We start from the raw sequence: 21,082 nt of genomic DNA on the forward strand, positions 1-21,082 counted from the left end.
ATGCCTCGGTGTTAGAACATCTGCCAGTCGGATGCACCGTCAGGCGTGTTGTACCAGCCACCACCGGTGTTCTTGATCACCACCGGGTCACCGCTGCCGAAGTTGTCGTAGAACCACTTGGCATTCTCCGGGCTCAGGTTGATGCACCCGTGGCTCACGTTGGAGTTGCCCTGTGAGGCCACCGACCACGGCGCGCTGTGCACGAAGATGCCGCTGTTGTCGATCCGGACGGCATCCTTCACCTTGAGCTTGTAGCCCTCCTTGGAGTCCACCGGGACACCGTAGGTCGACGAATCCATCACGATGTCGGCGAACTTCTCCAGCACGTAGTACGTGCCGTTCTTGGTCTCATGCTTGCCGTCGGGCTTGCCCATCGACACCGGGAAGGTCTTCTCCAACTTCCCGTTGCGCATGACCTCCATCTTCTTGCTCTTGTCATCGATGGTGGCCACCAGGTAGTCACCAACCCGGAAGCTGGACTTGGTGCCTGCCGCATCGATGTTCACCACGGTGTTGGACGGCCAGAAGTCCTGGGGACGCCAGCGCAGCTGGGTGTCGGTGACCCAGTAGAAGCGGCCGGCCACCGGCGGGTTGGAGGTGATCCGGATGGCATCCTGGGCCATCTGCCGGTCGGCGATCGGCCGCTGGAAGTTGATGTAGATCGGTTTGGCGACGCCCACCATGGAGCCGTTGACCGGGTTGAAGGACGGCGGCAGGAACGGTGCCTCACCGGTGAACGGTGTGGAGTTCTGCCCGGGCGCGGTCCCCTCGAACGGCACCGTCGGGGAGCCGTAGTTGATGATCGGCGCGGGCGCCGCGGCGTCGGCGGGCGGTGCGAACGGGTCCGGCACGGGCGCCGGGGCCGCAGGGTCGACGGGTGCCGGCGGCACCTCGGGATCTGCGTAGGCGGATGGGCTGAACACCATTGCACCCGCGAGTCCCGCGGCCATGAAAGCAGTGATCAGTCGACTTTTTGCCGATTTCGGCATAGGTAACCTCCAGACAGCACAACTTGCTCCAGTGTCTCACAGCGCGATGACCAGCTACTGCCGCGAGAAGCCGCCACCCCCCGGCAGCGGCCGACCCCACGGCGCTGAACTGCGATGTTTATCGACTGTGAGCTTGGTTGCGTTACTTCTCGCAGGGCACGCAGGAAACTGTGAACACGCCGCGCGACAACATGACACCCCCCATCGCGGCCAAGATCAGGGCGGCCGCGGCGCCCACGGTCGGGACGGCACCGCCGTGGTCGTAGAGGCCACCACCGATCAGCGCACCGCCCATGATGCCCACCTGGAACGCCGCGACGTACCGCCCGGAAGCGCCGTCGGGGTCGTCCGGGGAGGTGCGCATCGCCGAGGCCTGCAGCATCGGCGGCAACGCCGTGGACGCCGCGCCCCAGATCACCACCGCCGCCACGCCGAGCACCACCGCACCCGGCCCGGACCACGATTCGAGGGCGAGGACCGACAGGGTCAGCAGTGCGGCGGCCAGCACGGCCAGACACCCCAGTACCGAGGCCTTCGGCCACAGGTCCAAGGGCCGGGCCATGGCCGCCATCCCGGCCAGGCCGGCGATCCCGAAACCGGCCAGCAGCCAGGCCAGGTGCGGGCCGTGTATCCCGACCACGTCCCGGATGATCACCACGATGAAGGTGAAGGCGATGAAATGCCCGGTGACACCGATCAGCGTGAGTATCGACAAGGTGCGCAGCCGACGATTGCGCCGGTGCCTGCGCGGCGTCGGTGTGAGGGCGGACGCGGATGCGAGCGGCGGAAGCATCGTCCACGCGGCCAGGGCCACCACTGCCGCGGTCACGGCAATCACCGCAACCGCGGAACGCCAGCCCCACATTTCACTCATTGCCGCGGCAAGCGGGTTGCCCACCACCAGGGCCAGGCCGGTACCGACATAGACCGCTGCGGTGGCGCGGCCGGCGTGGCTGGCCGGGACCAGTCGTGCACCGATCGGGGCGATCACCGACCACATCAGCCCGTGGGCCAATGCGCACAGCACCCGCCCACCGGCCAGCACCGCGAAGTTGGGTGCCAGTGCCGAGATCACCTGCGAGATCGTCAGACACACCAGCGTTGCGACCAGGGTCCGGCGTCGGGGCCAGCGTGCCGTCAGCCCGACCAGCGCGACCGTGGTGAGCGCGGCGACCAGGGCGTAGCTGGCCATCAGCGTGGCGACCAGGCCCGCACTGACCTGAAGATCGGTGGCGATCGCCGGCAGGGCACCGACCGGGAGCATCTCGGCGGTGACATAGATGAACGCCGCCGCCGCGAGGACGGCGAGCTGCGCGGCCACGCGCGGCGTCCACGGGCTGGCGTGGGCGGGGAGCGATTCGCCGGTGACGCTGAAGATCATGCTGGGTTGCCACGGTAGCGCGCCTACGTGGCCGTACGTGGTTGCCGATCCGAAGCGGTGCCGCCGCGGTGTGACGAACGCGGGCGCACAATCGATGCTGTGATTGTCGCGTTCAGCATCAGCCCGACGGGCGGGGATGAAACCGGAAGTGTCAGCGCCGCGGTGGCCGAGGCCGTACGGGTGGTGCGGGCCTCGGGCCTGCCCAACGAGACCAACGCCATGTTCACCAACATCGAAGGCGAATGGGACGACGTCATGGCCGTGGTGAAACAGGCCGTGGAGGTCGTGGCGGCGGTATCCCCGCGGGTCAGCCTGGTGTTGAAGGCTGACATCCGGCCCGGCTACACCGGACAGCTCAACGCGAAGGTCGAGCGGATCGAGCAGGCGCTGGGCGGCTAGGAGCGGACCAGGCGGGCGATGGCCGCCGATGCCTCGGCCAGCTTGGCCTCGGCCTGCTCCCCACCCTCGGAGACGGCCTGTGTCACGCAATGTCCGAGGTGCTCGTCGAGCAGACCGAGCGCCACGGACTGCAGCGCACTGTTGACGGCGCTGATCTGGGTGAGGACGTCGATGCAGTACTTGTCCTCGTCGATCATCTTGGCGATGCCCCGGACCTGGCCTTCGACCCGGCGCAGCCGCTTGGCGTAGTTGTCCTTCTGCGCCGAGTAGCCATGTGCACCCGAGTGATCAGCCGCGTCCATGGATCCAGTATACGGGTACCCCACCGGGGTATGCATATCTCTGAGAAAGAATTTGGGCGGCTAACTAATCGAGGGGCATACTTACCGGCATGTCTGCCGAGACCCCTGACACTTCTCTTCGCGCAAGCGGCTCCATGTCCAAGCCGGAGCCCGACATCAAGCCCCGCAGCCGCGACGTCACCGACGGCCTGGAGAAGGCCGCGGCCCGGGGAATGCTGCGCGCGGTAGGGATGGGTGACGACGACTGGGTCAAACCGCAGATCGGCGTCGGGTCGTCATGGAACGAGATCACCCCGTGCAACATGTCGCTGCAGCGACTCGCGCAGGACGTCAAGGCCGGAGTCCACGAGGCCGGCGGGTTCCCGCTGGAGTTCGGCACCATCTCGGTGTCCGACGGCATCTCGATGGGCCACGAGGGGATGCACTTCTCGCTGGTCTCCCGCGAGGTGATCGCCGACAGCGTCGAGACCGTGATGCAGGCCGAGCGCCTGGACGGCAGTGTGCTGCTGGCCGGTTGCGACAAGTCGATCCCCGGCATGCTGATGGCTGCGGCGCGGCTGGACCTGGCCAGCGTGTTCTTCTACAACGGCTCGATCATGCCGGGTGTTGCCAAGCTGACCGACGGCACCGAGAAGGAAGTCACGATCATCGACGCCTTCGAGGCGGTCGGCGCGTGCGCGCGCGGGCTGATGTCACGTGCGGACGTCGACATCATCGAGCGTGCGATCTGTCCGGGCGAGGGAGCGTGCGGCGGCATGTACACCGCCAACACCATGGCGTCGGCTGCCGAGGCACTGGGCATGTCGCTGCCCGGCAGCGCGTCGCCGGTCGCCATCGACAAGCGGCGCGGCGAGTACGCCCGCAAGTCGGGCGAGGCCGTCGTCGAGATGCTGCGCCGCGGAATCACCGCCCGCGACATCCTCACCAAGGACGCCTTCGAGAACGCGATCGCCGTCGTGATGGCCTTCGGCGGGTCCACCAACGCGGTGCTGCACCTGCTGGCAATCGCCCGCGAGGCCGAGGTCGATTTGACGCTGGCCGACTTCACCCGCATCGGGGCCAAGGTCCCGCACCTGGCCGACGTGAAGCCCTTCGGCCGCCATGTGATGAAGGACGTCGACGAGATCGGCGGCGTGCCCGTCGTCATGCGCGCACTGCTGGATGCCGGCCTGCTGCACGGTGACTGCTTGACCGTCACCGGTAAGACCATGGCCGAGAACCTGGCCCACATCGCGCCGCCCGATCCGGACGGCAAGGTGCTGCGGGCGATGAACAACCCGATCCACCCGACCGGCGGCATCACGATCCTGCACGGATCACTGGCTCCCGAGGGGGCCGTGGTGAAGTCCGCAGGGTTCGAGTCAGACGTGTTCGAGGGCACCGCAAGGGTTTTCGAGCGCGAGCGGTCGGCCCTGGACGCATTGGAGGACGGCACCATCACCCACGGCGACGTCGTGGTGATCCGCTACGAGGGTCCCAAGGGCGGCCCCGGCATGCGCGAGATGCTGGCCATCACCGGCGCCATCAAGGGCGCCGGGCTGGGCAAGGACGTCCTGCTGATGACCGACGGCCGGTTCTCCGGCGGGACGACAGGCCTGTGCGTCGGGCACATCGCCCCGGAGGCTGTCGACGGCGGGCCCATCGCGTTCGTCCGCGACGGTGACCGGATCCGCCTCAACGTGGCCGACGGAACGTTGGACGTCCTCGTCGACGAGGCTGAGTTCGAGGCCCGCAAGGCCGGTTTCGAACCGCTGCCGCCGCGCTACACGACCGGCGTGCTGGCCAAGTACACCAAGCTGGTTCAGTCAGCCGCCGTCGGCGCCGTCTGCAACTAGAGTGGCGGCGACCCACCTACCCCTTCGGACCCCTCCGGATGATGGCGGCGAGTTGCTCGCGTGAGCTGGCGCCCACCCGCTGGCAGGCCCGGTACAGATGCCCTTCCACGCTGCGCACCGACATCACCAGCCGCTCGGCGATCTGCTTGTTGCTCAGCCCTGCGACGACGAGTTCGACGATCTCGCGCTGTCGTCCGGTCAGCGGTTGTCCGGCCGGGTTGCGCAGCGCCGGGGTGCACAGCCCGCCGCATTCGTCGGCGTTCTCCTGCGCCAACGCGGCCGCATAGGCACTGCGCTTGCCCTGACCGTGGTGGCCGAACGCGACCGCGGCCTGCGCCAGGGCGTCAGTAGCGGTGGCCCGGTCGCCGAGCGCCCGGTATTCCTCGGCCGCAGCGAGTAGCCCGGCGCCGTCATCGGCGGCCAGCGCCTCGATATGGCAGGCCACCGTCTCGGCCAGCGGCAGTTTCAGACTCTCGGCGAGCTCCCGTGCGCGCGCCGCGCCCGAGGTGTCGCCCCACTGCGCGGCCGTCTGCAGGCACAGCAGTTCATGGGTCGGCTGTTCGCGTTGCGCAGCGTCGCGACCCGCCGTGCGCATCACGTCGATCGCATCGCTCAGCGCACCACCGGCGGCCAGTGTCCACCCGGTGGCCACCGACATCGCGGTGTTCATGAACACGTAATCGTCGGGCACCCGCTGCTCGGCCCGGGCCAGCGCCTCGGATGCCGCTTCGGCCTGCCCGAGTTTGGCGTACGCCTCGGCCAGGGAGAAGCAGCTCGCAACCCTCAAACCCGTTGTAATCTCGTGCGTTTCGGCACCGGCATACGCCTCGTGCAAGTGTTTGACGGCGGCACCGAGATCGGCCCGAACCAGTTCGGCGTGGCCGAGCAGGTGAGCGAGGTTGGCATACACCAGACCGGGCATGTCGCGCGCCGACTCGTCCAGCCGCGCCGCCATGGCCGTGATGTCGTCGATACGGCCGGTCAACCGGCAGGCACGGCCGTGAACTGCCCCGAGCCAGAACCGCATGGGCGAGGATTCGAACGACGAGGTGGCCCGCTCGATGGCCTGCTCTGCGATGTCGTTGATCTCGTCGATATGTCCGAGCGCACCACAGGCCATCATCAGTGCGATCGAGGCCATCATCGCGTGCAGATCGGGGAGGCCGTCCGAATCCAGAGCGGTCCTGGCTTTTTCCTCCGCGCTCACACACTGGCCGACCACCGCGTCGACACAGGCCTCCATGGCCAGGCGTTCCATCCTCTGCTCGTCGGATTCGTCGGTGGTGGAAAGCTTCTCCAAAATCTCGCCGGCATCGCGCGGCCGGCTGAGCAGCCAGGCCAGGTTAGCCGCGCGAACCGTCGCCCAGTGATGGCTGTCGGGACGGCCGTCGGCGCTGATGTCGCGCAGGACGGCCTCAGCTTCCTCACCTCGGCTCAGCAGGATCAGTGTCATGGCCCGCAGCGGCGCGGCCTCGGGCGCACCGCATTCGGCTGCGGCAGCGGCGAATCGGTCGGCGGCATCGGGATCGAGCAGGACCGCGGCGCACCGAGCCGCCGTGAGATACAGCTCCGGATCCGGTGGCAGGTCGGAGTGCAGCACCAGCAATGCCCGGCGCACGGTCGCCCGCATGTCCCCGTTGGCCTCCGACTCCAACCGCCGCGCGAGCCGCCCCCGGATCCTCGACAGGTGCATCTCACCCGCGGTGGCCCTTCGCAATTCGCCGTACAGCGGATGCGCGAGGGTTGCCACCAGGCCGCGTCCGCCGCGGTCGACCCTGACCAGATGCATCTGCTCGGCAGCCTCCAGGTCGGCAGATTCCACCAGGTCAGCCAGGACGTCGACGCTGAGCGGCTCGCACTGCGAGAGTGTGTCGAGCACCAGCGCCATGCCGGCTTCGAGTCCACCGAGGCGCCGACCGACCATATCGGTGATGCTCTGGGAGACGGCGACATCGCCGTCCCACATCCACACCCCGGCGGATTTGCGCATCCGCCCGGCCGCGATCTGATCCTTGACCAGTTGCAGCAGGTACAGCGCATTGCCTCCGGTCAGTTTCCAAAACCGGCGTGTGCTGCGACTGTCCACCGGGCCTTCGACCGCCGATTCGATCAGGGTGGCAGCCGCCGCGGCGGACAGCGGCTCAAGGTCGATCCGGTCGAGCAGGCTGTCCTTCCACAGCGCGGTCACCGCATCGGGTTCGGGTCCCCCGGAACGAGCGGTGACGACGAGTCGCACTCCCTGGGTCTGCGCCAGTTGGTGTACGACGTGCGCGGACAGCCCGTCGAGCAGGTGGGCGTCGTCGATGCCGATGACGACCTTGCCCGTGCGTTGTTGGGCGACAAAGGAATCGATCACACGCCGGACGTCCGGCAACGAGTCGCACATGCTCTGGCTGATCGATCCGGTAAAGGCCCCGAGTGGGATGGCCCGCGCGGATTCGGTTCCGACGAACCAGCTGGTCCGGTACCCGGATGACGCGGCGTGACCGAGGGCCTCCCGGGCCAGCCGGGTCTTGCCGACGCCGGCAGTGCCGACGATCACCACACCGTGGTGGGTTCCCGACCCACCAAGGCAGCGACGGATCGTCGCCAGTTCGTCTTCCCGCCCCGCCAGTTTCATCTCAGCAGTTCGTACCCGCCATCGCCGTCATCGGAAGTCCTGCTATTTGACCAGGATATGGCGTCAAACGCGCCGGCGGGGAGAAAATTGACGCATCGGCCGAGGCCCGGGTCGCCCGGGCGCGCAGATTCCCCTCCAGCCGGGGTTCGGCTGGTCTACCAGGTACGCCTACCGGTCGGTCTGCCGGTCAGCCGTGCCGTGCTTCGGAATTGCGCACCCGCATCCCGAAGTACATCGCGTTGAAGCCGAGCACCATCACGAGCGCACCACTGATCACGTGCGACCAGATCATGCCGGCGCTCGGTCCGCTGACAAACACCCACGGCGAGATGATCAACCACACTCCGAATACCGGCAGTGTCCAGGTCATACCGTGCGCGCGATCCAGCGCGAAGCTGAAACACATTGACAGGAACGCGATCGCCCCTCCGACGATCAGATCGTTGACCGTCAGCCTGTTGAAGGCGTCGTAGCCGACGATCCACGGTGACAGCGCGACGTACATCGCCGTCAGCAACGTCAGGCCAAAGGTGACCTGCGCGGCCATCGACTCTGCAACACGGTCATAGCTCGCCCTCAGGGCCAGAATGTCCGGATGTAGATCGATTGATGAATGGACCGTACTCATTTCTTATCCTTTCCGTTACCGGGCAAGGCATTTCGGCCTTCCCACCCCCATCCATCACTTCTCAGATTACGCCACAACAGGCCCGTTTGGCGCCGGCTGCCCACCCTCACAGAGGCCCGCCAAGTAAGGTGTTCGCAATGCGGTGGCGCAGCAACGTCCGGACGGACGACCCCACCGGCGCACATCAGCAACTCGGTTGGTTCGCAACGCTGTTCGCGATGGCGTTGGTGTTTCACTACTCCGACAGCCAGCCCCTTGCGGTGCTGCCGGCACTACTGGCCGGCCTGCCTGCCCTGGTATTTCCCGGCTCGGTGGCCGCCGCCGGTCTGGCCGTCGCAGCCGGCGCAGGAGTGGCCGCGCTGAACCTGCCCGCGGCGGCAAACCACCTGGTGCTGAGCCTGCTGATCGCCGTCGGCCTCGGCACCGCGGCGTTGTGGGCATGGGCCACCCGAAGCCGGCCGGATGCGGCGGACAACTTTGTCGAGCGCTGGCTGGATGCCGCGCGCAGCCCGATCGGCCTCGTGTTGCTCGTGGTCTACCTGTTCACGGTCTTCGACAAGCTGAATACCGCTTACTTCACCCCGGCGACATCGTGTGGCGGCGAGCTGTTCGGCCAGCTCATCTGGCTCAACGGCGTCGACGGCGTCACACCGAGCCAGGCCGTCGGCGAGTTCGTCGGCATCGCCGCGGTGGTGATCGAGGCCGCCATTCTCGGATTGCTGGCGGTGCCGAAGCTACGTTTCTGGGGCGTGCTGCTCGGGGTGGGCTTCCACTCGATCCTGGCGATGGCCTCGTTCTACGACTTCGCCACGGTTGTGTTCGCGGTGTACGTACTGCTCGTCCCGACCGAGGTGTTCACCGCCCTGGCAACCCGGGGCACCGCACTGCGCCGAGTCGCGCTCGCGGGCTTCGCGGCCCATGTGCTGATCAGTGTGCTGTCGAGTTCGGCCGACTCCCCGAGCAGCCCGGTCGGCCTCCACTGGCACACCCTGCTCGTACTCACCTGGTTCGTCGCGGTGGTGCCGTTCATGGTCGCGCTGCTGCGGGCGTACCGCTCCGCACAGGCGGCCGGGGTCCGCGCCCCGAACTGGAGCTTTCGCCCCCTGGTGCTGCTCGTCGCACCGCTGCTGGCGTTCGCCAACGGGGTGACGCCGTATGTGGGGCTCAAGACCGTGTCGAACTATTCGATGTTCAGCAACCTGCATACCGAGGAAGGCACCTCCAATCATCTGTTGCCCGGCGTCACCGCACTCCAACTCGCCGACTATCAGCGCGACACCGTCACGATCGTCGGAATGGAGTTTCCACCCCAATCGGCCGACCTGACACACCTTCGCCGACAGGTCCGCTGGATGTCGGAAGACCCCCCGGTCCGTATCCCCTGGCTCGAGCTGCGGCGCAGCGTGATGTTGTGGCAGGACGCCGGTATCAGCGGCGTCCGGCTCGCCTATCTGCGCGACGGGTCGCCGCGCGTGGTGGATGACGCGACCAAAGATCCCGTGCTCGCGGCGCCACTGCCGTGGTGGCAAGGGCATCTGCTCGCCTTCCGCGCCATCGACTCGGGCTGGGGCCCCGACATCTGCCGCTGGTGACGCCGAGGCTCGCACGAAGTCGGGCAAACAAGCCCCGCTCGAGCAGTACGCTGGCCACGAATTGGTCCGATTCGACAAGAGCGTGAGCTGACATGACCGAAACACAGATCGACGAGGCCCTCGCGGAACTCGTCGAAGGTGAAAAGACCTGGGCTTCGCTGTCATTGGCGGCCCGGCGCGGGCTGCTCGACGAAGTGCGCGCACTGACGGTGCGTCACGCCGCCGAATGGGTGGACGCCGCCGTCGGGATCAAACAACTCGACCCGTCCTCGCCGCTGGTCGGCGAGGAATGGATGTCCGGCCCGTACTCACTGGCGGCCGGGCTGGGCGCGCTGTCGGAGAGCCTGGCCAAGCTCGAAACGGGCCGCAGCCCGCTCGACGGCGCCGGGTTCGGTTACGCCCCCGGCGGCCGCACGACGGTAAAAGCCCTGCCGCTCAACACCTTCGACCAGCTGCTGCTGTCCGGGTTCAGCGCCGAGGTGTGGCTGCAACCCGGAATCGAGAAGGCCGAGGCAATCCGGTCGGCCGGTCTGGCCCAACGCGACCCGTCCCGCACCAACGGTGTCGGCGCGGTTCTGGGTGCGGGCAACATCTTCTCGATCGCCCCACTGGACACCATCTACGAGTTGTACGCCAACAACCGGGTGGTGGCCCTCAAGCTCAACCCGATCACCGACCCACTGCTACCCGCGCTGACCAAGGTGCTGGCTCCGTTCATCGCCCTCGGCGCGGTACGCATCCTGACCGGCGGGGCCGAGACCGGCACATACCTGGTGCGGCACAAGCTCGTTGACCATGTACACATGACCGGTAGCGCCCTGACCTACGACGCCATCGTGTTCGGCACCGGCGACGAGGGTGCCCGGCGCAAGGCCGCCGACGAGCCGGTGCTCGACAAGGAGATGACCGCCGAACTCGGCGGGGTGTCGCCGACGATCGTGCTGCCCGGCAACTGGAGTAGGGCCGACATCGAGTTCCAGGCCAATCACGTTGCCACACAACGGTTACACAACAACGGCTACAACTGTGTGGCCGCGCAGGTGGTGGTCCTGCCCAAGCGATGGGCGCAGCGCGAGGAGTTCATCGACGCCATCCGCAAGGCCGTCGACGACGCCCCCGAACGGGCCGCCTACTACCCCGGTTCCGATGTCAGGGTGGCGAGCGCGGACACGTCGTATCCGGATGCACAGCACCTGGGCTCGCGAGGTGCCAGGGTCCTGGTGGTCGATCCGGCCGACCGCGAAGCGTTGTTGCACACCGAGTATTTCGGTCCGGTCCTCGGCGTGATCGAACTCGACACAGCAGACGACAGTTCGGCCGAAAGATTCCTCGAGGAGGCCGTGCGCGTCGCGAACGACGAGTTCGTCGGCACCCTCGGGGTCAACATCATCGCTCACCCGAGCACCCTCGGGAGCCTCGGTGACAAGTTCGACCATCTCGTCGAGCGGTTGCGCTACGGCACCATCGCGATCAACGCCTGGACCGCTGTCGGCTACCTGACGCCGACGGCCACCTGGGGGGCCTTCCCCGGGCACAGGCGCAATGACATCCAGAGCGGAACCGGCGTGGTGCACAACGCTTTTCTGCTCGACCGCCCGGAACGCACGGTGGTCCGCGGCCCCTTCCGGCCCGCGCCGCGTTCGGTCTTCGGCGGCGAGTGGTCGCTGTCGCCGAAGCCGCCGTGGTTCGTCAACAACCACACCGCGGCCACGACGGGACGGCTGTTGGTGGACTTCGCCGGAGCACCCGGCTGGGGCAAGCTGCCCGCGATCTTCGCGTCGGCGCTGCGGGGTTGAGTACGGGTCAGCCGGAGACGACGGGCGTGGCGGGCGCACGCAGTAGTCGCTGCGCGCAGTCGAGCAGCACCCGGTGCAGTTCCCCGTCGGAGACGTCATTGAGGGCGGGGTCGGTGGCGCTGCCGTAGATGCCCGCGGCGAGCACCGACATGCAGATCCGGTCGGCGGCCCCGGGCTCGGGGCCCAGGAGGATCCCGGTCAACCGCTCGATCGTGTCCTGGAGTTCGGCCCGACCCTGCACCAGACCGTCGATAACGGGGTCGCCGTGGAACACCGCGGTGACCCGGCGGTGCCGCACGGCCATCTCGACCATGCCGCTGACGGCAGCCTCCTGCTGGGCCTCGGGCGTGGACATCGCCTCGGCGATGCGGACCAGGCGCACCATGTCGTCGAAGACCGGCTGGATGACCGCCAGCACGATCTCGTCCTTGGAATGGAACTGGTAGTAGACAGCCGCCTTACTGACTCCAAGGCGGTCGGCGATCATCTGCAGCGATGTGCCGTTGACGCCGTGCTCGGCGAACAGGCTCAGAGCCGCCTCCAGCACCCGCTCGCGCGCAAAGCCACGCGGAGCAACAGCCTTCGCCACACCCGTCCCTTCGTCGCGCCGAGCGTTACCGAGCGCGGTCTAGATCACAGCGTCAATAGCCAAACTAACTTGATTGAAGTTAGCCGACTGTATAGGTTTCACTTTACATCCGGCAAGGGATCCCGCGGGGGAGGAGTGTTGATGCCACGTTCGTTCGTCTCCCATCCGGCAGACCTCCTCGATCCACTCGACACCTTCCTGATCACTGCTGTCGAATCCGGCTTCGAGCAGGTGGTGTTCCTGGCCTCCGACCTGGACCCCCGTCCCTATCAACTGCCCTGGCCGGCCGGAACCCGCGTGTACGTCGTCGACCATCCGGCGATCCTCGACGTCAAAACCGACGCCATGGCCGACACCGCACCCACGACCGCCGTGCGCGGCGTCCCCGCCGACATCAGCGGCAACTGGCCCGACGCGCTGTCCCGGGCGGGATTCCACGCCGACCGGAGCACCCTGTGGAGCGTGGAAGGCGTATTACCCTTCATTCCATCGGATGAGCAGCGTCGACTCGTCGGCGACATCACCGTCCTGAGCGCACCGGGCAGCCGGCTGATCTCGGAGATTTCGGTCAGCCCGTTCCGGGACGATTCCGACGGGGACGTCGCCGCCGATACCGACATGCTCACCACCTGGCAGTGGAGCTTCGCAGCTAGCCAGTACGTCACTGCGTACCTGACCTCCGAAAGGCCGACCAGCGAATATGAAGCTGTTGAGACGGTTCTGGATTCCGTTGATCATCGCCGTGGTGGTATTGGTCGGCGGGTTCACAGTCATGCGGGTACGCACGTTCTTCGGCGCCGGCGGCGGCACCGGAATCACCAGCGCGAAGGTCGATGACACCAAACCCTTCGACCCCAAGGTCGTGGTCTACGAGATCTACGGCGTCCCCGGGGCGACGGCAGACGTGAACTACCTCGATCTCGACGCACAGCCCCAGCGCATCGACGGGGTCACCCTGCCGTGGTCGCTGCGCCTGGAGTCCACCGCGCCGTCGGTGTTCCCCAACATCGTCGCGCAGGGCAACGGCGACACGATCAGCTGCCGCATCACCGTCGATGACGAGCTCAAGGACGAGAGAACCTCCAACGGCGTGAACGCCCAGACCTTCTGCTTGGTGAAATCTGCATGAGCAATTACGACGCCCCCACCGACTCGATCCCGGCCGGCGGTCCACAGCACGCCCAGCCCGCCACGCACGACGGGATCGCCAAGTGGATCCGGCGGCTGGCCATCCCGGTCATCATCGGCTGGGTCGCCATCATCGCCGTCCTCAACGTGATCGTTCCCCAGCTCGAAGAGGTGGGGAAGATGCGCTCGGTGTCCATGACACCGGACGACGCGCCGTCGATGATCGCGATGAAGCGTGTCGGCGAGGTGTTCCAGGAGTTCAAGTCCAACAGCTCGGTCATGGTCGTGCTCGAGGGCGACAAGCCGCTGGGCGACGAAGCGCACAAGTACTACGACGAGATCGTCGCCAAGCTCGAGGCCGACACAAAGCACATCGAGCACGTCCAGGACTTCTGGGGCGACCCGCTGACCGCGTCGGGCGCCCAGAGCTCCGACGGCTTGGCCGCCTATGTGCAGGTCTACACCGCCGGTAACCAGGGCGAGGCGCTGGCCAACGAATCGGTGGAAACCGCCGAACGCATCGTCCAGAGCGTCACGGCACCCCCCGGCGTCAAGGCCTACGTGACCGGCCCGGCCGCGATGGCCGCCGATCAGGAGATCGCCGGTAACCGCAGCCTCGAGATGATCACCGCTCTGACCTTCGTGGTCATCATCATCATGTTGCTCACGGTCTACCGCTCCATCATCACGGTGCTCCTCACGCTGGTGATGGTGGTGCTGTCGCTGTCGGCCGCCCGCGGTCTGGTCGCCTTCCTGGGCTACTACAACATCATCGGGCTCTCGACATTCGCCACCAACCTGTTGGTGATGCTGGCCATCGCCGCCTCGACGGACTACGCGATCTTCCTGATAGGTCGATATCAAGAGGCCCGAAGTGTCGGCGAAGACCGAGAACAGGCCTACTACACCATGTTTCGCGGGACGGCCCACGTCATCCTGGGTTCGGGCCTGACCATCGCCGGCGCCACGTTCTGCCTGCACTTCACCCGTCTGCCTTATTTCCAATCGCTGGGTATCCCCCTGGCCATCGGCATGGTCACGGTGGTGCTCGTCGCGCTCACCCTCGGTTCAGCCATCATCTCGGTGGCCAGCAGGTTCGGCAAGACGCTGGAACCCAAGCGCGCCATGCGCACCCGCGGCTGGCGCAAGATCGGTGCCGCCGTGGTGCGCTGGCCCGGGCCCATCCTGGTCGCCACCATCGCGCTGGCCCTGATCGGTCTACTCGCGTTGCCGGGCTACCGGACCAACTACAACGACCGCGACTACCTCCCGCCGGACCTACCCGCCAACACCGGTTACGCCGCATCCGACCGCCACTTCTCCCCGGCCCGGATGAACCCCGAACTGCTGCTGATCGAAAGTGATCACGATCTGCGCAACTCGGCGGACTTCCTGGTGATCGAGCGGATCGCCAAACGCATTGTCGGCGTGCCGGGTGTCTCCCGGGTCCAGGCCATCACCCGCCCGCAGGGAACGCCGATCGAGCACACCTCGATCCCGTTCAACATCAGCATGCAGGGCACGACCCAGACGATGAATCAGAAGTACATGCAGGACCGGATGGCCGACATGCTCAAGCAGGCCGACGAAATGCAGATCACGGTCGACACGATGACCCAGATGATCGCGCTCATGGAACAGATGCGCGACGTGATGAACAGCATGGTCGGCAAGATGCACGGAATGGTCGACGACATCAAGGAACTGCGGGACCACATCTCGGATTTCGACGATTTCTTCCGCCCGATCCGCAACTACCTGTACTGGGAACCGCACTGCTACAACATCCCGATGTGCTGGTCGATCCGGTCGGTGTTCGACACCCTTGACGGCGTCGACACGATGACAGCGGATTTCGAGCAGATCGTCCCTGACATGGACAAGATGAATGCGCTGATCCCGCTGATGATCGCGAACATGCAGCCCATGATCACGACGATGAAGACGATGAAGACGATGATGCTGACCATGCAGGCCACCCAAGGTGGCATGCAGGATCAGATGGCGGCCATGCAGGAGAATTCCACCGCCATGGGTCAGGCCTTCGACGATGCCAAGAACGACGACTCGTTCTATCTGCCGCCGGAGACCTTCGAGAATCCGGACTTCAAACGCGGCATGAAGATGTTCCTGTCCCCCGACGGGCACGCGGTGCGGTTCATCATCAGCCATGAGGGCGATCCGATGAGCCCCGAAGGGGTCGCGCACGTCGGCCCGATCAAGCTGGCCGCCAAGGAGGCCATCAAGGGCACCCCGCTGGAGGGCTCCAAGATCTATCTCGCCGGCACCGCGGCCATGTTCAAGGACATGCAGGAAGGCGCCAACTACGACCTGTTGATCGCCGGAATCGCCTCGCTGTGCCTGATTTTCATCATCATGCTGATCCTCACCCGAAGCATGATCGCCGCCGCGGTCATCGTCGGCACCGTGGTGCTGTCCCTCGGCGCCTCGTTCGGACTGTCGGTGCTCATCTGGCAGCACCTGATCGGGCTCGAGCTGCACTGGATGGTGCTGGCCATGTCGGTGATCATCCTGTTGGCCGTGGGCGCGGACTACAACCTGCTGCTGGTCGCCAGGTTCAAAGAGGAGATCCATGCCGGGCTCAACACCGGCATCATCCGCGCCATGGGCGGTACCGGTTCGGTGGTCACCTCGGCGGGCCTGGTATTCGCCTTCACCATGATGTCGATGGCGATCAGCGAACTGGCCGTGATCGGCCAGGTGGGCACCACCATCGGTCTGGGTCTGCTGTTCGACACCCTGGTCATCCGATCCTTCATGACCCCGTCGATCGCCGCACTGATGGGCAAATGGTTCTGGTGGCCGCAGCGGGTGCGTCAGCGTCCCGTGCCGGCGCCGTGGCCGCAGCCGATCCAGCGCGAACCGCAGGACACCCTCTCTTAAGCACCACGAGCGTGCGGGTCTGTTGGTCGACACACCGACGAACACCAGCAGACTGCGCACGCTCGTGGCGTTTGAGTGGGCGGTTAGAGCGGGTTACCTGACCAGCGCGACGGCGAAACCGTCCCAGCCCTTGGTGCCCACGGTTTGAATGGCCGCGGTATCCAACCGCGGATGGGCGCCCATCATCTCCAGCATGTCCCGCACGGCCTGCGCCTGTGCGTCGTCGGGGGCCGGTGCGAGTACCCGACCGAACCGGGTGACGTTGTCCACCACGATGATCGAGCCCGGCCGGCCCAGCTTGATCGCCCAGTCCACGTATCCGACGTTGTTCTCCTTGTCGGCGTCGATGAAGACGAGGTCGAACACGTCACCGCGCTCGGCCAGCAGCGGCAGCGTGTTCAGCGCGGTGCCGACGATCACCTCCACCCGGTCCGCGACGCCGGCCCGCGCCAGATTGGCCTGAGCCACCTCGGCGTGCCGGGGCTCGAACTCGAGGGTGACGACGCTGCCGTCCGGTCCCACCCCGCGGGCCAGGTTGATCGTGCTGTAGCCGGCCAGCGTGCCGATCTCCAGCACCCGACGCGCCCCGGAGATCGTCGCGAGCAGCGACAGCAGTTTGCCGTGCTGAGCGGACACCTCGATGGCGGGCATGTCGGCGTCGTGTGCGGATTGACGTGCCTCGATCAGCGCCTCGTCCTCGGTGCGCAGCACCTCGTTGAACATGGCGTCGACATCGCGGGGTTCGGTCATGTGCGCCAGGCTAGAGGACGCCTTCCTTGGCGTACACCATCCGCAGCACCAGCCCGACCTCCGGCCCCATGATCGTTGAACACAGTTCGCAGTAGGTGACGACGAAGGCCGGGCCGTGGGGCGGGTCCGCATGGCTGACGTGGTGGGCAAGTTCGTGCAGTACCACCAACTCTCGCAGGGCCCAGGTATCGCGCTCGGGCACGGCGATGACGGCCTTGCCGTTGACCAGTTCGTAGTGCGCGGCAGTCACCCCTCGACGTCGGCGCACGGCGACCGGATCAGCACCGACTCGGGCGATCACGTCGTCGACGTAGCGCTGCACCGAATCCACCGACCCGAATTTCGCCTCGGGCGGCAGGGTGAGCGACGTGCCGAAAAAGTCGACGGCACGCGAACTATGTTGGGCCGCACGGTCGAACATGGTGCGCACGAACTGCTCGGCGGCGTACACCCTGGCCCGCTGGGCGTCCTTGGTGCTCACTTCTCCAGGGCGCCGCGCGCGCCGGAGATCTCGTGCTGCGGCCCGATCCGGGCGTGCCGGCCGGCTCGGTCCCCGGCCCGGCGGGCGTCCGACGAGTATCCGGCCGATGCACTGCTGGCCCGCCACGTACCCCGGGCCTGCGATGCCGATCGGTAGAAGCTTTTCAGCTCGATATCCTTGTTCCGCAACGCGATTGCCGTTCCGGGGCGATCATTGCGGCCGGCCTCCTGCTGGGCTTCCTCCTTGGCTTCCGACAGCCGCTTCCCGATGCGGGCGCCGAACGCCAACTGGAAGTTGAGCCGGGCTGTGATGGTCGGTGTCGGGCGGTGCGCACCCGAGCCGATGTAGCTCTGGGACGCTTTCACCATCTGGAGCACCAGGCTGGTGTAGAGCGCGTGGGTGGCGTCGATGTCCTCGGCGAACCCGTAGGCGTAGACAAACGTCGAGTTGGAGGCGACGTCGCACTTCACGTCGTTGGCCATCCCGATCACCACGAACAACTGCACATACGTGCGCAGCCCCTTGGTGCCGGCCTCCCCGATGGTGATGGTGCGCTGCACGGGCATCTGCGCCCTGGTGCGTTCGGCGGAGTGGGACCGGGCCAGTGCCAGATCGATGGACGTCGCCGTGGCCAGCCGTTGAGCTGCCGCCATGAACGCTTCGGCCTCGTGGGTGTTGTCGGTGCCCTCAGCCTGACGCAGCAGCGCTGCGATCCGCGCCAACATCTTGTCGTCAGCCATCCGCGATCCGCTCCGCTTCCTGCTCGCCACTCACACGACAAACCTAGCCACCGGCACCGACAAAGGTGCCGATCGCGTCCACCACCTGGGGTGACAACGGCCCGGGCTTGCCGTAATCGGCGATGTTGTCGGTGGGATCGTCACGCAGCACGTGGTTGACCCCCTTGAGCTCGACGACGGTGAGCGCGGTGTGCCGGAGTGCGCCGATCAGGGGGCGTTCGATCTCGCAGCCGGCCTGGGCGTCGGAGTCCGAGCAGGTGAGCAGCACCGGCATACCGTCCGGCAGTGCGGCGGCCAACTGCAGCGGGTCGATCTTGTCGGCCGCGACAATGGCGTTGAGGTTGTTCTTGTTGACGATCGCGCTCAGGCCTTCGGGGAGATCGGCGGGCACGGTCCCCCTGGTGCGGATCTCGTCCACCGCGGCCAGCCAGGCGGTCAGCACTTCGGGGGCGGCCCCGGCGCGCACCCGGTTGGTGATGATGTCCAGGTAGCGGCCGGACAACGGTTGAAACAGGGCCAGCGATCCGACCTTCGGATCAGCGGCACCGCCCAGCGTCATCGCGTGAATGGCGCCCTCGCCCACCGCGTAGATCGACAGCTTGGCCGCGTCGGTGTCGGGTTGGGCGGCCAGGAAGCGCAGTGCGGCGGCCGCGCCGGAAGTGTAGACGCCGCTGACCACCTCGGTGGGTTTGTTCTCGAAGGGTCCGAGCGCGGTGGCTCCGGTGCCGATCTTGTCGTAGCGCAGGGTGGCGACGCCCTTGTCCGACAACGTTTCTGCGAGCTGGCGCATATTGCCTATCGGGCCGACGACCTTATTGTCGCCGTTGCGGTCGGTGGGTCCGCTCTCCGAGATCAGCAGTGCGGCCGGACCCGACGCGTCCTCGGTCCGGTAGGTGCCGTGGATGGTGAGACCGTCGGCGTCGAACGTGACCTCGGTATCGGTCCACGCCGGTTGCCGGCCCTCCTCCGACCCGGTTGCCCCGCAGCCAGCCATCAGCAGCACCGAAAACAGCGCTGCCACAAGCCTTCTCACAGGTGTGTCTCGATCCAGGACGTCACGTCGTCGAGGACCAGCTCCTTCTCGGGCTCGTTGAACACCTCGTGGAACAGACCCGGATACACCTTGAGGTGCACATCCTCGGAGGCCACACATTCGACCAGGCGGTGGCTCCCTTCGGCGAGCACCAACCGGTCCTTCTCACCGTGCACCACCAGCAGCGGCATCGTCAGGGCCGAGGCCCGCTGCGGCATGGTCTCCCCCACGATGATCAGCGCCCGGGCGATGCCTGCCGGGACCTTGCCGTGCCACACCAACGGATCGGCGTTGTACGCCGCGACCACCTCGGGGTCACGGGACACCGCATTGGCGTCGAGGTTCTCCACCGGCAGTCCAGGCGCGATCTTGCCGAGCGCCTTGGCCGCGACCGCCAGCACCGACGACACCGCGGCCTGCGCGGCAACCGCGGGCCCGGACAGCACCATCGCGGTGTATTCGTCGGGGTATTCGACGCCGTAGCTGAACACGATGCCGCCGCCCATGCTGTGCCCCAGCACGACGCGCGGGAGTTGTGGGTACTCGGAGGCGGCGATGCCGACCAGCGTGTGGAAGTCGCCGACGTACTCGGACATGTCACGTAGGTACACCCGCTTGCCGCCGGAACGACCGTGACCGCGGTGGTCCAGGGCATATACGACGAGTCCCGCCTGCCCGAACCGCTGCGCGACGTGGTGGTACCGCCCGGCGTGTTCACCCAGGCCGTGAGAGAGGACGACGACGCCGCGCGGCGCGGTCTTGGGCGTCCATACGTCGTAGACGATGCGGACCCCGCCGACGCCGTCAAAGGTCTGCTCACTACGCGTGCTGGTCACCCTGGCGAGCGTAGCCGCACTGGTCGGACATTTTCCGCTCGAAGTTGTCAGCGGTGCTGCGTAAGCTCGCGAATGTGACGGTCCTCGCTCACCGCCTCGAAGATGACAATCCGGCCGACGTATTCCTGGCCGACGCCCAGCGCTACCGCCGTGAGCTGCTGGCGCACTGCTACCGGATGACCGGCTCGCTGCACGATGCCGAGGATCTGGTGCAGGAAACCTATCTGCGCGCCTGGAAGGCGTACGGGGGTTTCGAGGGGAAGTCCTCGGTGCGCACCTGGTTGTATCGCATCGCCACCAATACGTGCCTGACGGCGTTGGAGGGCAGGCAACGCCGTCCGCTGCCCTCCGGCCTGGGCACTCCGAGTTCGTCGCCCACCGATGAGATCTCCGAACGCCACGAGATTCCGTGGCTGCAGCCGCTTCCCGATTCCACCGACGACCCCGCGGATCCCAGCACGATCGTGGGGACGCGCGACTCGGTGCGACTGGCTTTCGTCGCCGCGCTGCAACACCTGTCAGCGCGCCAACGGGCGGTGCTGGTGATGCGCGAGGTACTGCAGTGGAAGGCCTCCGAAGTAGGTGAGGCGATCGGAACGTCGACAGCGGCGGTCAACAGCCTGTTGCAGCGCGCGCGGGCCCAGCTCAACGCGGTGGGCCCCAGCCAGGACGATGCGATCGACCCGCCCGACTCCCCGCACGCACAGAACCTGCTGGACAGGTACATGGCCGCCTTCGAGGCCTACGACATCGACACGCTGGTCGAGTTGTTCACCGCCGAGGCGATCTGGGAGATGCCGCCGTTCGATACCTGGTATCAGGGACCGCAGGCCATCGGCGATCTGTCCCGCTACAAGTGCCCCGCCGAGAAGCCCGGGGACATGCGGTTCGTCGCGACGAGCGCCAATGGCCAGCCCGCCGCGGCGATGTACCTGCTGAATCCCGGTACGGGCCGGCACGACGCCTTTCAGCTCCATGTCCTCGACATCGGCCAGGACGGCATCTCGCATGTGGTGGCGTTCATGGAGCCCTCGTTGTTCGAGAAGTTCGGGCTGCCGGCTGCGCTTTGAGCGCCTCGG

General features: G+C 66.7%; 19 protein-coding genes. 8 read left to right on the forward strand and 11 right to left on the reverse strand.

The genetic code is table 11. The annotated features are described in order from the left end of the window. Positions 1-11: 11 nt before the first annotated feature. Together G6N44_RS16540 and G6N44_RS16545 are read right to left on the reverse strand one after the other, a co-directional pair. On the reverse strand, positions 12-989 hold the full coding sequence (locus G6N44_RS16540; protein ID WP_163665753.1) for a L,D-transpeptidase: 978 nt from the start codon (positions 987-989) through the stop codon (positions 12-14). 142 nt (positions 990-1,131) lie between these two features. After that, positions 1,132-2,370 carry an MFS transporter gene (locus G6N44_RS16545; RefSeq protein WP_163665755.1) on the reverse strand — a complete coding sequence of 413 codons (1,239 nt, stop codon included), beginning with the start codon at positions 2,368-2,370 and terminating at the stop codon, positions 1,132-1,134. A gap of 99 nt (positions 2,371-2,469) precedes the next feature. On the opposite strand from G6N44_RS16545, the gene G6N44_RS16550 reads away from it, so the two are divergent. Next, positions 2,470-2,769 (forward strand): MTH1187 family thiamine-binding protein, encoded by a 300-nt coding sequence (locus tag G6N44_RS16550; protein ID WP_163665757.1) that lies wholly within the window; start codon positions 2,470-2,472, stop codon positions 2,767-2,769. Here the strand turns inward: G6N44_RS16550 and ricR are convergent. Beyond that, the gene (gene ricR, locus G6N44_RS16555; protein WP_163665759.1) at positions 2,766-3,071 is read right to left on the reverse strand and encodes a copper-sensing transcriptional repressor RicR; all 306 of its coding nucleotides are present in this window, start codon (positions 3,069-3,071) and stop codon (positions 2,766-2,768) included. The genes G6N44_RS16550 and ricR overlap by 4 nt on opposite strands. Positions 3,072-3,205: 134 nt before the next feature. Between ricR and ilvD the strand changes: the two genes are divergently transcribed. Further along, on the forward strand, positions 3,206-4,906 hold the full coding sequence (gene ilvD / locus G6N44_RS16560; RefSeq protein ID WP_163665761.1) for a dihydroxy-acid dehydratase: 1,701 nt from the start codon (positions 3,206-3,208) through the stop codon (positions 4,904-4,906). A gap of 16 nt (positions 4,907-4,922) precedes the next feature. On the opposite strand, the gene G6N44_RS16565 is transcribed toward ilvD, so the two are convergent. Beyond that, the gene (locus tag G6N44_RS16565) at positions 4,923-7,526 is read right to left on the reverse strand and encodes a LuxR C-terminal-related transcriptional regulator (RefSeq protein ID WP_163665763.1); all 2,604 of its coding nucleotides are present in this window, start codon (positions 7,524-7,526) and stop codon (positions 4,923-4,925) included. Positions 7,527-7,713: 187 nt separating this feature from the next. After that, entirely contained in the window at positions 7,714-8,154 is a 441-nt protein-coding gene (locus tag G6N44_RS16570; protein WP_163665765.1) for an SPW repeat protein, read from the reverse strand. A gap of 137 nt (positions 8,155-8,291) precedes the next feature. On the opposite strand from G6N44_RS16570, the gene G6N44_RS16575 reads away from it, so the two are divergent. Together G6N44_RS16575 and G6N44_RS16580 are read left to right on the forward strand one after the other, a co-directional pair. Further along, entirely contained in the window at positions 8,292-9,746 is a 1,455-nt protein-coding gene (locus G6N44_RS16575; RefSeq protein WP_163665767.1) for a hypothetical protein, read from the forward strand. A gap of 92 nt (positions 9,747-9,838) precedes the next feature. Continuing rightward, positions 9,839-11,542 (forward strand): aldehyde dehydrogenase family protein, encoded by a 1,704-nt coding sequence (locus G6N44_RS16580; protein WP_163665769.1) that lies wholly within the window; start codon positions 9,839-9,841, stop codon positions 11,540-11,542. Positions 11,543-11,549: 7 nt separating this feature from the next. Here the strand turns inward: G6N44_RS16580 and G6N44_RS16585 are convergent, their stop codons facing one another. Beyond that, entirely contained in the window at positions 11,550-12,131 is a 582-nt protein-coding gene (locus G6N44_RS16585) for a TetR/AcrR family transcriptional regulator (protein ID WP_163665770.1), read from the reverse strand. A 141-nt stretch (positions 12,132-12,272) separates the two neighbouring features. On the opposite strand from G6N44_RS16585, the gene G6N44_RS29550 reads away from it, so the two are divergent. The 3 genes from G6N44_RS29550 to G6N44_RS16600 are packed head-to-tail and all read left to right on the forward strand — an operon-like array spanning position 12,273 to position 16,163. Further along, complete coding sequence (locus tag G6N44_RS29550; RefSeq protein WP_163665771.1) at positions 12,273-12,968, forward strand: class I SAM-dependent methyltransferase; 696 nt, start codon at positions 12,273-12,275, stop codon at positions 12,966-12,968. Next, the gene (locus G6N44_RS16595) at positions 12,877-13,260 is read left to right on the forward strand and encodes an MmpS family transport accessory protein (RefSeq protein WP_235682754.1); all 384 of its coding nucleotides are present in this window, start codon (positions 12,877-12,879) and stop codon (positions 13,258-13,260) included. The genes G6N44_RS29550 and G6N44_RS16595 overlap by 92 nt, the downstream gene beginning before the upstream one ends. Beyond that, positions 13,257-16,163 (forward strand): MMPL/RND family transporter, encoded by a 2,907-nt coding sequence (locus G6N44_RS16600; RefSeq protein WP_163665773.1) that lies wholly within the window; start codon positions 13,257-13,259, stop codon positions 16,161-16,163. The genes G6N44_RS16595 and G6N44_RS16600 overlap by 4 nt, the downstream gene beginning before the upstream one ends. 93 nt (positions 16,164-16,256) lie before the next feature. Here G6N44_RS16600 and G6N44_RS16605 read toward each other — a convergent pair whose 3' ends face one another. The 5 genes from G6N44_RS16605 to G6N44_RS16625 are packed head-to-tail and all read right to left on the reverse strand — an operon-like array spanning position 16,257 to position 20,003. Beyond that, positions 16,257-16,913: an O-methyltransferase gene (locus tag G6N44_RS16605; protein WP_163665774.1), complete on the reverse strand. Its 657-nt coding sequence runs from the start codon at positions 16,911-16,913 to the stop codon at positions 16,257-16,259. Between the two features lie 10 nt (positions 16,914-16,923). After that, positions 16,924-17,394: a TIGR04338 family metallohydrolase gene (locus G6N44_RS16610; RefSeq protein WP_163665775.1), complete on the reverse strand. Its 471-nt coding sequence runs from the start codon at positions 17,392-17,394 to the stop codon at positions 16,924-16,926. Beyond that, on the reverse strand, positions 17,391-18,134 hold the full coding sequence (locus G6N44_RS16615) for a DUF2786 domain-containing protein (RefSeq protein ID WP_163665776.1): 744 nt from the start codon (positions 18,132-18,134) through the stop codon (positions 17,391-17,393). The genes G6N44_RS16610 and G6N44_RS16615 overlap by 4 nt, the downstream gene beginning before the upstream one ends. Before the next feature lie 43 nt (positions 18,135-18,177). Beyond that, positions 18,178-19,128: a hypothetical protein gene (locus G6N44_RS16620; RefSeq protein WP_276039631.1), complete on the reverse strand. Its 951-nt coding sequence runs from the start codon at positions 19,126-19,128 to the stop codon at positions 18,178-18,180. 35 nt (positions 19,129-19,163) lie between these two features. Then, entirely contained in the window at positions 19,164-20,003 is an 840-nt protein-coding gene (locus tag G6N44_RS16625) for an alpha/beta hydrolase (RefSeq protein ID WP_163665780.1), read from the reverse strand. 44 nt (positions 20,004-20,047) lie between these two features. Here G6N44_RS16625 and G6N44_RS16630 point away from each other — a divergent pair, with 44 nt between their 5' ends. Then, positions 20,048-21,073: a sigma-70 family RNA polymerase sigma factor gene (locus G6N44_RS16630; RefSeq protein ID WP_163665782.1), complete on the forward strand. Its 1,026-nt coding sequence runs from the start codon at positions 20,048-20,050 to the stop codon at positions 21,071-21,073. Positions 21,074-21,082 lie beyond the last annotated feature (9 nt).

It is taken from the genome of Mycolicibacterium alvei (assembly GCF_010727325.1).
Lineage (GTDB): Bacteria > Actinomycetota > Actinomycetes > Mycobacteriales > Mycobacteriaceae > Mycobacterium > Mycobacterium alvei.